Below are 13,681 nucleotides of genomic sequence, written 5' to 3' on the forward strand. Positions count from 1 at the left end.
CTAGGGCTGACAGAGTGCTTGTGGCTCTCTAGCCAAAATCCGACGCCCTCGACGGATCTTTCAGAGCGTCCCTTGGTCTAAATTAGTATTTATAATATCACTTTGAAAGAGTAAATGCTCGACTTACTCCCAGAGCAACAGCCCTCAACCTTGAATTTGCGCTGTCCAGTCCCCCTGACTCAGCATCCAGCAGCAGTGTACCTCGACAGTTTGGGGAGCGAACGGTCAAAGGCAACCATGAGAGAAGGACTCAATATCATGGCCCGAATGCTGACGAGCTCTGAGTGTGACGCAATGACTTTGAATTGGGCGGCATTGCGCTACAAACATACTGCGGCTCTACGCTCGGCTATGGAGAAAAAGTACGCCCCCGCGACGGTGAACCAAATGCTGTGCGCCCTGCGGCGGGTGTTAAAGGAAGCTCTGCGGTTGGATTTAATCGACCCAATAGATTACAGTAAGGCGGTGGATGTCAGGAGTATCAAGCAATCGGGAAAAGTTAGGGGGCGGGCGCTAACGCTCTCTGAGATTGCTGCATTGATGCAAAGCTGCTCTGGTAAGACTCCTATTGATGTTAGGGATAAGGCGCTGATTGCTATCTTGCGTGGGGGTGGCATCCGTCGCGGTGAGGCGGTTAATCTGTTGAGGCGAGATTTTAACTTATCCACCAGAGCGCTGTTCATCCGAGAAGGTAAGGGCAAGAAAGACAGGACGGTTTACCTCCCGGAGTCTGCTTGCGTTTTAGTGTCCGAGTGGCTGGAGTTGAGGGGAGAGGCTCCAGGGCCTCTGTTGTACCCGATTCGGAAGGGGGGAGAAATTCAGCGGCGGCGGATGACGGAGGATGGTGTGTTGAAGATTGTGCAGCGGCGGGCGTTTCTCGCTGGGGTAGAGTCCTTTAGTCCCCACGATTTCCGGCGCACGTTTTGCTCGGACCTCCTTGATGCTGGGGTGGATATTGTGACGGTGCAAAAGTTGGCGGGTCATGCTTCTCCGGTAACTACGGCAAAGTATGACAGGCGTGGGGAGGAAACTAAGCGGCGGGCCGTGCAGCATTTGGAATTTTAGGGCGCTTGAGAGAACTACATAAGATTGATACAAAGTGGATAAGACAGACATCTAGGGATCTGATGAAACTTATACCAAAATTTATTGTGAAGCTGCATAGAACATAGACAAGCTGAAAACTCCGCGCCAGGTGAGGATTTTGTTCCATGCTATTACTTCCTGCTTCTTCCTAGGGAGTCGGCTCAAGAGAGCGTCGTCGGGCGTGAATTCAGGATTAGCCATCCGAACTCTCGATAATGGGACAAGAGCCAAATTAATCGCTGCGTTCTTGTCCCGATGAGCGCAAAAAACTGCAACACTCACCATCAAAAATTCGTTCTTTTAATGGCAGTAGCATCTCCCTATCAACGCCCGGATAGCATTGTAATCAGCCGCCTCAGCTTTCCAGCAAGTTTTCTTGAATCGTAGCGGCACTTAGCTTCTACCAAGATTTTTTCCATCAGCTCGGATGAAGCTACTGCTTGCAGCCATGCAGCTTCTAAAAATACTTCTACAGTCACTCCTTTTTCTTTGCAAAATCTCGTCAAATTAGCATCTATTTCGGCATCTAAAACAACAGCAGAATGGCGGCGAGTTGGCGGAATTTTCGCGAGTTCGGCTTTTAATTCCTCTAAGGTTGAATAGTCACCCGTGGTTTCTTTTGAAGGTTCGTTCGCCGGAGTTGACTGTTGGGTAATTTGTTCGCTCTCCTGTTTGGGGGCGATTAAAGTATCTTCTCGGCTTGGAACAACTGTTCGCTTGCGGTTGGAGCGAATCTGGTCGAGGATGCTGTCACTCATTGTACTTTTTGTTGTAAAAGAGACTCGATTTTGGCGAGCAGTATTTCAAAGGGATATTCTAAGTCGGGATGTCCTAATTCACTGAGAGTTTGGCGTTTGTTAATGGCTTTTTTGTACTGTTCGGATTCTCGGATTGAAGGGAGAATTAATTCGTTTTCAACTTCGTCTTTCATTCCTTCTACGGCTAGGCGGCTCTCTAGGGTTTGAGTGTTGCCAATCCAGCGGTCGCGGAAGGGCAGCACTCCTAGTACGGTAGCGTTGGTTGCTTTGACATCTCTCATGGAGTTGAGCAAGTCGAGTGTCCGCACTAGGGAACCGTAGCCTTTGACGGAGGCTTCGGCGGGTACGATTACGGTGTCGGCGGCACCGATTGCGGTTAGGCAAATCTGCGAGCGCTGGGGGGGTGCGTCAATGATACAAAATTTGAAGGCTTCGGCAACTGGTTCGAGGCGGCGCAGCAACAGGGTAGCGCCGACGCCGCTGCTGGATAGGTAGTCGGCGGCGGCGTCAAGCCCGTCGTCGGAGGGAATTAGAAACAAGTTGTCGCTACCTTCGACTGGATAGATGCCGTCTTCGATGGGCACGGATTTTTTGAGAACTTCCAGCAAGGTGGGCTGGTTGGGTTGCAGTTCTAGCCCCAGGTAGGTGGTCAGGTTGTGTTGGGGGTCGGCGTCGATAGCCAGTGTGGGATAACCCCGGCTGGCTAGGAGGCGGCTCAGGAATAGAGATGCGGTTGTCTTGCCCTGCCCCCCGGACAGGGACGCGATGGCGACTGCGATCATGGCTTTAGGGACATGGGATGGGGTTTTCTATATATATCCTCCTCTAAAAAACGAAAATAGTCAATATCTAAATTACTAAAAAGCTACTTTTACTATTTTAGTGTATAAAGTGTGAAATAAAGCTTTATAGCTATAAAATTTTATAGCTATAAAGCTAATTTTATAAAATGACTAAAAGCTAAATTACTAAAATTAGCAATTGAGCGGAACTCGCGCAGTCCTTACCATACCAGAGTTACCCTAAGTAGCGAAGATTCGGTACTTTGAATAATCGCAGTTTGCCGCAAAGTTTCCAGCACTTGTGGCGCTTGTTGCTTGTATAATTCCTGCTTGCCTTTGTACTCCCCAATTAAGCGAATCGTCTGGAGCAGTTTTTGGGTAATCGGTTGCTGGGTTAAAAAGGTCTGTTCAAAAGATTTCATTGATTAAAAGCACGACTGTAATAGCCATTGAGTCGCTTAGGTCTATTATATAAGTATTTTTAATATAGGTACTAGCCTGGTCACAGTACCTATATTAAAGGTATTGTACCCGATCGCTTCTGTACTGTTTTGTGCTTGACACTCCGGGCGCGTAAACGCGCGGGGCTTTCACGCAAAGCTTTGTAAGTTCTGACCAATAATTTCTTGATGGTACAAGCCCCTGGATTTATCCCTGGAATCAATCCAAAATCCAAAATCTAAAATCGAATGACCAGGCCGAGCGGGCTGGTGGAAGAAAGGGATCGTCAAAGGTCGCCAAGTTCCCACCGGGACTATAATACAAGTTAACACTGGGTAAAGATTTCACCGCGATAAAGAGATCTTTGTGCAGCTCTGTCTGCATAATTTCTCAGTCGAGGAGCATGAGTTTTCAGACTCTATAGATGCGTGTTTAAAAGGCGCGGTGCGTGTTTAAAAGGCGCATCGCGTGTTTTATAGCGAGAAAACAACATAATATGACGCGCGGCCTTGACCCTCTAATTTCAACTGGTTGGCATCAGTCAACTTCCGCAGCAGGCGACTAGCTTGGTCTTCGCTGATACGACAAAGTTCCACAGCTTCTTTTCTGGTAATTCTGCCGTGAGTCCTTACATATTGAAGCACCATTTGCTCTTGCTGAATGGGTTCAAAGCCAGCTTGCCGGACGTAATCGGCGGATTGTCCCAGTTCTCGGTAAACTAAGGGGCTAAGGGTGTAGGTGCGTCCTTTTTTGACGCCACGCGCTTCTACCAAACCAGCTTCAACTAATCGTTCTAACACGCTGCGGGCGATCGCTTCATCTCGCTGAATGGCACGGGCGAGAGTAGCCGTGTCTAACCGTCTTTCTTGTCGCAATTGTCCGATCGCGATTAAAGAGTCAACGGGGAGTGGGCTTTGACGGCGATTTTCCTCTTCAATCACTACGCGCAACAGTCCTAAGTCGGCTTCCCCCCCTGGCAGTCTGACGGCAACTGAATGAGAGTTTGTGCTTCGATAATCAGGGGCGGATCTTCCGTAGCGCAATAACCCCTGATAGATTAAATCTACACCGCGCCCAGTTCGTTCGGCGAGTCCGATGCGTTTAATGGCATCGGCTAGGAAGGGGTTTCTCGGCCGGGGTTCTACGACTAGCAAGTTATCTAAACTGACACCTTCAACAAAACCCCCTGGGTTGCTGATGGTAATTCCGTAATCTTCCCAGCGGATGTGAACGGCTCCCAATTTAGTGTAATCTCGGTGGATGAGGGAGTTGACTGAGGCTTCCCGAAAGGCGCGGCGATCGTAGTTGGGAACGGGGACGCGAAATAAACCGATTTGCACTTCATCTTCTTCGACACGCACCTCGAACTGTTCCATGACTCGCTCAAACAGTTTTAGTAGTGGGGTGCGGTAAAAGTCATTGACTCGCACTTGGGTGCCTTCGAGGACTTGAAAGGCGACTTCGTGGGTGGGTAAGTGTTCGCGGAGGGCGCTTTCTCGTCCTAAAATCAGCAGTCCGGTAACGGTGGGAAAGCGAATTCCATCGGTAGAACGCACGAACCCTAAAGCGCCGTCGAGTTCTTCATCGGTTAAGGATAGCAGAGTGCGATCGCCCCCATATCGCTCTATTAATTGTCGCAGGCGTTCGCGTTCCAGGGGGTCAAAGTCGGCGACAGATGACCCGGTGACGGGTAATGAGGAGTAATCGAGAACGCCTAAGTCTGACTGGCGAGTGGCAAATTCGTAGGGATAAAAGGGGACGCATTGGGGTGTTCCGTCTACTTGCAGGCGACGGCGTTGCAGGAGTCCGTCAGATGTGGCGACGATGCGGGGTAATTTGGGGACTTCTATGCAGGCAATGGTTTGACCTGCTTCTAGCAACGCTGTAACGCGCACGCTGACTGGGGGGTTGGTGCGGTTGCCAATCATGGCTGCTAAGGTGGACAGGTTTTGGTGTTGGGGGTGCAAACCTGTTATTTGACCGTCATCTTCAACGCCGAGGTAAATGGAGCCACCGTCTGTATTGGCAAGGCAGACGACGGTTTCAATCAGGTCTTTGTCTGGCAGGCGAGTGCGATCGCTCTTAAACTCGACGGTGAGGGATTCTTGTTCGGGAATCGTGCGATTCATTTAACAATATAAAATAGGGGCGACCAGACGGCATTTACAATCTTACGGGAAAATTGGGTCTAAAGCCCCGTCCTGAGAGTGTCAACCTGTCCCCCCTTCTGCAAGCTCTAAGCGGTGTGCGTAAGTGTTGACGAATTGCCCCGAAAACAGAGATTTCACCATTACCTGAACCCCAGAAACAGCTCTAACGACATATTTCTGAACCTCACCGCAGAACCTCACCACCGAACCCACTTTCAGCTCAGACGGTGCTATTGGGGGTACTTTGGTCTCATAAGTGGGAATGACGTGATTTTCGGGTTCTATCGCCTGATATGAAGCTGCAACTCCCATTCCTTCAGTTGTTAATACCTCCCCAGGTGCAGCTTCCACTCCGAACACTTGAGTAGTGTGAGCCCATTCCTCATCCAGAGGCGACACACCCTCTGATATCTTTATATTATTATCCGACCCTGTGCCAACAGTTCCCACCTCATTATTTTGTTGAGATAAACCAAGAGGCGGCACAACCTCTGACATCCCTATATTATTATCCGACCCTGTGCCAGCAGTTTCCACTTCATTATTTTGTTGAGGGAAATCCTGAGAAAACACATCCTTTGATATCTCTATATTATTATCCGACCCTGTGCCAGCAGTTCCCACCTCATTAATCTGTTGAGATAAACCAAGGGGAGGCACACCCCCTGACATCTCTATACTATTATCCAACCCTGTGCCACTAGAAACCCCTCTTAAACACTGAGTAGCAGCTTCCGCCAAAGAAACTGCCTCTTTATCCCGCTGCTGCCAAACCTCAAAAATCGCCTCCCTGCCATCCTGGGGAAACTCAAACTGGTAAACCCTAATACGCTTGGGCCGACCTTTAGCATCTCGTTCCTCCGACCTTTCTTGGCGAACCCGCCGCAAAGTAAAGCCCAGCTTACCCCTCAAAATATACTGCACCACCTCCATTGGCTTAGCCTTGGGATTGACGCTGATGCCCAAAAAGTCTTTCACATCAACAGAACATAGCTTAACCCGCTCAGCAAAAGCTATCACAAGCGCGTCAGTCCCTCGAAACTCTTTGTCTGGGTTTAAGAACTCCATCACTCCCAATTTCTTAAGTGCTTCCACCCTTGCTGTAAGTAAGCGCAAATCTTGGGGACAAACCTTACCTTTACCCCTTTCCTGATGTCCAGCCAAGTGATTTTTATCTCGCAATCTGACAAATTCAGGGTCATAAGTTAGATAATAATGCAGGCTAATTTTTGGCAACCAGCCATCATCATCTCTGAGTTTTAGTTCTGGCGTAACAGGCACTCCATAAGTATCCCACAGTTGATATTTACGCTGCTTCTCTAGTTCTAGCTTCGTCTTAGCCCGCTTGTCCTTCAATTTCAGGTATTCAGACAGAGTAATGTTTTGAGCATTGGCAACCCCTGAAGCCTCAGCAACCTTATTCTCTTCCCTGATTACTTTTGCCTCATCACTAAGACAATTAGCCACAGTTTCTAAGTTGTCTAATTCCTCTTCTAATTCTTGCGCTTGCTTAGTTAGCTGTTCCAATAAATCCCTGTCTTGGCAATTGTGAGCCGCCAATTGTTGCATTTGTATAACTTTAATCTCCCGATGTAATTGAGTCTCTCGACACAATGTTATCCGATGCCCTTCAGCCTTCAATCCCTCCCAAATAGCCTCTCTGTAGTTCCACATTCCAACGTTGATTCTAGCTGCCATTAAAGCCCAAGTCCGCAAGTGAATCGGGTCGTGGGCGAAATCTATGTCAAAATCAGCGTCATGCAACAGTTTGATATTGGTTTTAATGACTTTCTGCTGAGAATTGATTATTGCTCGATAACTAGCGCTGCCATTGCCAATTTTGCCGAAACCAAATTGTTGAGTCCAAACAAACCAAGGCACATTTTCATCCCTTACACGGGCTAGAGCTTGCAAAGCGTCATTGACGGCTACCGCCCCTTTAAAGATGCCAAAAACTGCTGTAAAGTAACCTCGGATATCGATGCTGACACCAGTGCCAATCGTGGGGCTGGCGATGATGATATCGTAGTTTTTGATCTGAGCATTGAGTTGCTCAATGCAGCCATAAGCGGGATGGTTTGGGTCGGCTACTGATTCGCTATCAATCCTAAGAATTCGCTGATGGGGAAAGCGGCGTTGCAGTTGCGTTTCCAGGTTGCGACAAGACCATTTTCCGGTGACTTTTTGAGAGTCTTCTACAACCATAATGCGCGGTCGATGTAGCTCTACAGGGGGATATTTACTAGGGTTTATCAAGCTACATTCAGTAGCGTTCATATGGCAATATCTTGCACTTTTAGAGTCACATTCAAACAGGGTTTTCAGACAATATTCAACACAGCTTTTAGAGTCACATTCAACACAGCTTTTAGAGTCACATTCAACACAGCTTTTAGAGTCACATTTAGCCAGGTTTCCAGGAGCACATTCACCAGGGTTTTTTGGACAATATTCAGTACAGCTTATAGGGCAACATTCAGCCAGGTTTTCAGGAGCACATTCACCAGGGTTTTTTGGACAATATTCAGTACAGCTTTTACAGCCATATTTAGCACAGCTTATAGGACAGCATTCGGCGCGGTTTTCAGGAGCACATTCAGAATGGCTTATAGAACCACATTCAGCACAGCTTATAGGACAACATTCAGCACGAGTTTCAATGTCGGAGCAGGTGATTTCTTTAGAGAGAATTTTCTCCATTTGAACATACATTGATGCCGGGTTAGAAGTAGCAAAGAAAGTCACATCTCGCCCTCGTTTTGGCTGCCATTCGTTAACAACAACCCAAGGCGAAATAGGGATACCTGCTATGGCTATTAAGTAGTCAATGCTGTAATCGGATAAATCGGCATCTTGGGCAACAACTAAGCCGCCACTTGTCAAGACGTTGTGGATGAGTTCTTGCAGAGTTTGCAAGATGGCGACTCGGTTTTCGCGGCAAGTTGAACTGTTTAAGGCGTGCCAAATGACTTGTTCGCACTCATCGATGATGACGATCGCGCCGAACCAATCTTCAGGATTGAATTTAGCTTGAGACAATGGGTGGAGGCTGTCTATGCACAAGCCATATCCGAATAGTTTACCCTCGGCTGAGTCTCTGGTTTCGTCGATGTAGTTGATTCCTAAGCTGGCACAGATAGCCCTGCCTAGTTGAATCCTATGGGTAATTATCAGCACGCGGCGATCGCCCGTGTTGAGGGCGTGGGAAACCAGGTGGGTGAGGGCTTGGGTTTTGCCGGTGCCTTTGGGGGCTTTGATGCAGGCTAACCCGGACTCTGGATAGGGGAGTTTTCCCAGATAGCGAGAATTTAGCTTTAAAGAGGCGGGATAGGTTAAAAGCCATGATTCCCTAGCGAGCCAGAATTGGAAGCCTTGCGCTTCATTTTTGAGGGCGCTGAAGGCATCGGAGCCCTTCGATACCACGAAATCGTCAACGCCTTTTTCTGGCCCTGGCAGGTTGATGACTTTGACGGGGCAATTAGCGGCTGTGAAAAGGCGGCCGAGTTTGCCAATTTCCCGGTTGACGTTTTGGATGGTTTGGCGTTTGCTGTCGCGGTCAAAGCAGATGTAGATTTCACGTTCCTCTGTGGCGAAGTGTTGCAGTTCGGGGATGAGGTAGGGGTCGCATTTCTCCCCTTGCGGGGTTTTGGTTCTGACACCGCCGGTGACACCGGGGAGGGCGATGGCGGCGTAGCCCAGTGTGAGTAGGCATCCGGCTTTTTTTACGCCTTCGACGATGATGACGGGGATGTTGTTGTCCCACACCCATTGCCAGAACTGAGGCTGGTTCGGGGATGAGGTAGGGGTCGCAGAGGGGCTGCACGGGCTAGGGGCAGAGGAGAGATTTTCGTCTTTCCTCTCCCCCTCTCCCCTGCTCCCCTGCTCCCCTGCTCCCCTGCTCCCCCGCTCCAAGTCCTCTGGGTTTTTAGGGTTGATGGGGACACCGTAGCGTTCTGCGACTTTTGCCCAGATGTGGTCTGGGACTTGCAGGAAGAAGGCTCTGGTGGGGGTTTTGGGGGGGTGTTCGTATTTGACGGGTTTGATTTTGCCTTTGGGGTCAAAGGTATTTCGGGGCTGATAGGGTTTGAAGCAGCCCCAATACATGGGCTGCCAGTTGTTGAGGGGGTCAAGGCCCGAGCACCACCAGCCACCGTGTTCGATGTGGCTGTAGTGCTTTCTGGCCCACCGCCATTGTGCGTCGGGGTGGACTCTGCCGGAGGCGGCGGTGATTTCGTACAGGAGGTATTGGTACGGGGTGTCGCCTGAGAGGGTTTGGATGTTAAGGGCGATGAGGTCGGGGTCTACGCCTGAAGCCAGCCATTCGGACAGGGGGGAGATGGGTGATGTCATTGGACACCCCCGGTGTTGGTCAAATGGAAGGGCAGCCAGAAGGGGTCAGGCGGGGTTGAGGGGGCTGTGAGTTGGGGTTGAGGCTGACTGAGCTTGGTAAATGCACCCAGTCTTTTTGTGCAGGGTTTCACGGGAGCTATTCCTTGGTAGGCGAATAACTCTTTGTCTCACCTTTCGCAAAAGGCTGTTGGTTGGCTGATCTAAACTTCTCTAGATCTTATAAGGCTTGTAATCAAAAGCTGAAACCAAGATAGGGCAAAGGTTTTGAAAAAACATTGTCCTGGGATGTGGATGATTTTGTCCTGGGATGTGGATGATTTTGTCCTGGGATGTGGATGATTTTGTAATCAAGCTAAAACGCATAGACAGCAAAGCTTTTAGGGCGATTTTTAAAACTTTTTTTTTGATTACACGACTTTCACCGACTTGATTACAAAAACGAACCCTTCAGGGGGGCTAGTTAGGGCAAACGCATCTATAGCAGAAGTCAGGAGTCAGGATTCAGGAGTCAGGATTCAGGAGTCAGAATTCAGGAGTCAGAATTCAGGAGTCAGAAATAAAATGCAATCACAGCGATGGTTTCAGCAATTAAGAATGCCCTGACCGCTTTGGCGGTTATAAATTTAGCCCCAGTTTCCTTCGAGGCTTGGGTAACTCCAAGATTGTCAGTAGTTCTCGCGTCGTGAACTTCAGTCTTGGATTTCCAACAGCTTGAGCAATTTAGCCTCTATTTCTGGGCTGATAGTCCGCTGTCCACGCTCTATCTGAGCAATCAGCGATTGTGAGACCCCCAACCAGCCAGCCAATTTTCTCTGGTTCCATCCCTTGTCTTCACGGGCTTTTCGCAGGTCAGCACTTGTTATTGGTATTGGCTTTGGCAAAGCAGGCTTTAATTGTTGAGGTTCAGCCTTGCTTGCTACCAAGACTGGGATGGGTTCTGGCTGAAGTATGAAGAGCTTGGCCGCCAGCCACTGATCCAGGTAGCCTTTTGGGTTCCTTTCTTTGTTTTCTGGCTGAAGTCTCTCTGGATAAGTTTCTGGGTCAAATTGAATTTGCCAGGCCAAAGTTATCAAGAGTTGTAAGGCATCATCCCAGTTCTGTTTTAAGTTGTAAGCTTTACGGCGATCGCTGCGGGCTGAGTCAATTTCTTGTTTGGGTAAAATCGCTTCTAGCAGGGTTAAGACTCGGTATTTACCACTGGTGTGAAATCGGCTTTCTATCGTGACATGAATTGCTAGTCTTAAGGCAAATTCGTTATGGTACGGATCAATTCTTAGCACCTGTTGGGAAAGATAGCCAAATTGATATAACGCTTCCCGCGACTTAGCTCCAGCTCGGTTCAAAAAATCTTGAGTCCACAATCCTGGTTGGACTGTTATGTATACTTCATAGGGGTTGTCTACCTTGCCTTCAAAATTTAACTGACCTTGGGGTTTGATGTAGACATTCCACATTCTCCCTACAGGAGCGCTAGCTATAATTTGCCCTTTCTTATTCATTCCTTCAATCCAAACAGCTTTGACCAATAGACAATCAAGAGCGAATGCTGTTTTCGCAATCTCTAGCAGCTTTTCTCTTTGAGTTTTTTTGTGATTTTTATCCCACCCCATTTCCTTGACAATATCGCTAGCTTTTAGTGTAAATTGGCTTTGCCAAGGAGTCTCCTGTTTCATAGTATGGGCTGCAAAAATCATGTGCAGTTTGGCACTGGTAAACCCAAATTTATCAATAATTTGCTGGGCTTCATCCCAAGGGAGCAAGGTAATGTCACCAGGGCTGCTAATGTAATGCTCAATATAATTGCTAGAGTTGCCCTTGGCTTGATGTTGGAAAACAGCAATACTGCTGGCAGCCTCTCCCCATAAATCTGTCCGGATCTGGGCACGGAGACTGGAAGCCATCAAAGCGGCTGTTGGCAGGGCAACAGTAGCTGTATTATTGAATAATCGGGGTTCAGTTACTGGAACTGGGAGAGGCGCAAGTTCTAATATTTTTGCTAATTCATCTGCTAATAAGTTTTGTACATTTATTTGCTGTAATAATTCATCGGCTACATGATATCCACACGCATTAATTATCTGGGATTCTGTCCAGGATTCTGATTTTGAGAAGGAGGGGTCAGGAGAAAAAGCCAGCATTCCAGGCTGGAGGTCTGAATGGGTCTCTCCCTGATTCCAGATATCTAAGTGATTCATAATCCACTCAGCATTCTTTTCCCAGAAATCCGCTGTGAACAAGTTTTCAAAAATTTTTTCTAGATGTGCTACTAATTTAGGGGTAATTTTTAAGTCCTCATAGGGAGACTTTTCTTGCCCTGTTTCCTGAAAAAGTTTTGTTTTCAAAGCCTGATGCAATTGGGTAGCTACATTCACTAATATTGCATATTGAAGTTTACCTTCCCTGGCTAGCTTGAGAGCGTATTCTTGGATGCGCTCTGGGTCTTTTATAGGGACGATATGTTGTCTGGTTCCCACCTCAGAACTCCCATGGTTGTATTTGATAAGCTGTACATATTTTGTCTAACACCCGCTTTAATGGCAACACATCACGGTTGTGGTAAAGCCGATAACCCGCTGATTGGGTTATCCCTGCCTGTTTCCAAAACTGGTAGACGGTTAATCCTCTGCTGTCTATAAATTCCTTAAGAGTATTGATAATCACACGACAAACTACTTACTAGAACTAATGCAAACAGTTCAATCAATGCAATCAGTGCAATCAGCGATCGCTAATAATCAACAGGGAACACCTGCATCAGAACAATCCGAAACTGCTCGCAGTGGCAAAAGTGGTTTTAACAATGCCCCTAAGTGAGCGCGGAAAATGGGCGACTTTTCCACAACTAGGAGACACAATTGCAGGATATCAAATCAGCAGTGCATTTTGGCCTGGCAAGTCACCAGATCCCGGTTGTTCCTCGATGCACTTTGGAACTGACGTGGCAACTCTAATGTACACGCCTTTGTATGCAATTGGGCCAATCGGAGGCACTGTCAATGTTCGGTGTTGGGACAATGGACGCTGGAGATGGGTTGCTAGCTACTCAGATTGGAATGGGGTGTCAGTTTCGACTACGTGCATTTACCCGCAGGCGAGTGCAAGAGTGGCTTGCACAAAGTCAAGGCAATATTTGAGGGAAATTGGGATTTGTTCTGATGCGAAATCTTTGGCAATAGCTTTGAATGAACGGCATCGGCAAGATTATTTGAAGTGAGTGCACCGGGTAATAAAGATTCGGTTTTTCTGGCTGGTTGGCGAGCGTCGAGCCGATATAGCAATCCTAAATCAATTGCAAACACATTGGGGTTCACCAATCCTGATTAAGTTGGTATTAATTAAGATAAATTTTTGTGACTCATTTAGGATTGCTATAGATAGGCGGGATAGGTATATTGATCAGTTTTAGTTACAGGTACAGGTTCGTTGGAGTTAGCTCAAGCTCTAGCTTGAGCAACTTAAATCTAAAGTTTAATTAAATGTTAGCAACTAAATTTTGCAAGTCAATTAGACTAACTCTGTCAGTAGCGTATCGGAGCAGGGCGAACGCATCTAAACTTTAGATTAGCAGAATATGGTATATTGGAGAATAATCGTTGAGTAACTAGAAATTATTTAATTAGGGTTTACCTGTATGAAACTCAAACCTAAAATTACCATCGCCGACCATTTTTCTGACCTAGAAGATCCAAGAGTCGAGCGGACGAGACATCATCAATTAATTGATATTATCACCCTCTCAATTTGTGCCGTGATTTGCGGTGCTGATACATGGGTGGATATCGAAAGTTACGGTCGAGCTAAATACGAATGGTTAAAGAAATTTTTAGAATTGCCGAATGGCATACCTTCACACGACACAATTGCGCGAGTATTTTCTCGCCTGAATCCGGAACAATTTCAGAAATGTTTTTTGAGTTGGATTCAATCTATTAGCTGCTTAAATCCAGGAGAAGTAATTGCACTTGATGGAAAAACTCTTCGCCATTCTTACGATCGAGGAGGAAATAAAAAAGCCATTCATATGGTCAGTGCTTGGGCGACCAGTCAAAGATTAGTTTTAGGACAAGTTAAAGTTGACAAAAAATCGAATGAGATCACGGCTATTCCGGCTTTA

Annotated in this window: 10 protein-coding genes; 3 read left to right on the plus strand and 7 right to left on the minus strand. The window is 47.4% G+C overall.

The features are described from left to right. Window positions 1-114: 114 nt before the first annotated feature. The gene (locus JGK20_RS02650; protein WP_293229277.1) at window positions 115-1,065 is read left to right on the plus strand and encodes a tyrosine-type recombinase/integrase; all 951 of its coding nucleotides are present in this window, start codon (window positions 115-117) and stop codon (window positions 1,063-1,065) included. 344 nt (window positions 1,066-1,409) lie between these two features. Here the strand turns inward: JGK20_RS02650 and JGK20_RS02655 are convergent, their stop codons facing one another. The 7 genes from JGK20_RS02655 to JGK20_RS34420 form a co-directional block, all read right to left on the minus strand. After that, entirely contained in the window at window positions 1,410-1,844 is a 435-nt protein-coding gene (locus JGK20_RS02655) for a hypothetical protein (RefSeq protein WP_106331469.1), read from the minus strand. Further along, on the minus strand, window positions 1,841-2,626 hold the full coding sequence (locus tag JGK20_RS02660) for a ParA family protein (RefSeq protein ID WP_106331468.1): 786 nt from the start codon (window positions 2,624-2,626) through the stop codon (window positions 1,841-1,843). Before JGK20_RS02660 ends, JGK20_RS02655 begins: the two co-directional genes overlap by 4 nt. A 221-nt stretch (window positions 2,627-2,847) precedes the next feature. Continuing rightward, window positions 2,848-3,048, minus strand: a complete 201-nt coding sequence (locus JGK20_RS02665) for a hypothetical protein (RefSeq protein WP_293229283.1) — start codon at window positions 3,046-3,048, stop codon at window positions 2,848-2,850. A 492-nt stretch (window positions 3,049-3,540) separates the two neighbouring features. Further along, window positions 3,541-5,196, minus strand: coding sequence for an RNA-binding domain-containing protein (locus JGK20_RS02670; protein ID WP_293229285.1), 1,656 nt, complete (start codon window positions 5,194-5,196; stop codon window positions 3,541-3,543). Window positions 5,197-5,277: 81 nt separating this feature from the next. Beyond that, window positions 5,278-9,567 carry a plasmid replication protein, CyRepA1 family gene (locus tag JGK20_RS02675; RefSeq protein ID WP_293229288.1) on the minus strand — a complete coding sequence of 1,430 codons (4,290 nt, stop codon included), beginning with the start codon at window positions 9,565-9,567 and terminating at the stop codon, window positions 5,278-5,280. Window positions 9,568-10,256: 689 nt separating this feature from the next. Further along, complete coding sequence (locus tag JGK20_RS02680; protein ID WP_293229291.1) at window positions 10,257-12,041, minus strand: helix-turn-helix transcriptional regulator; 1,785 nt, start codon at window positions 12,039-12,041, stop codon at window positions 10,257-10,259. Window position 12,042: 1 nt separating this feature from the next. Continuing rightward, entirely contained in the window at window positions 12,043-12,228 is a 186-nt protein-coding gene (locus JGK20_RS34420) for a helix-turn-helix transcriptional regulator (RefSeq protein ID WP_190693239.1), read from the minus strand. Window positions 12,229-12,367: 139 nt separating this feature from the next. Here JGK20_RS34420 and JGK20_RS02685 point away from each other — a divergent pair, with 139 nt between their 5' ends. Next, on the plus strand, window positions 12,368-12,781 hold the full coding sequence (locus tag JGK20_RS02685; RefSeq protein ID WP_293229294.1) for a hypothetical protein: 414 nt from the start codon (window positions 12,368-12,370) through the stop codon (window positions 12,779-12,781). Window positions 12,782-13,198: 417 nt separating this feature from the next. After that, window positions 13,199-13,681 (plus strand): ISAs1 family transposase (locus JGK20_RS02690; RefSeq protein WP_293229297.1); only part of this gene is annotated, 483 nt, incomplete at its 3' end.

It is taken from the genome of Microcoleus sp. PH2017_05_CCC_O_A (assembly GCF_020738785.1).
Lineage (GTDB): Bacteria > Cyanobacteriota > Cyanobacteriia > Cyanobacteriales > Microcoleaceae > Microcoleus.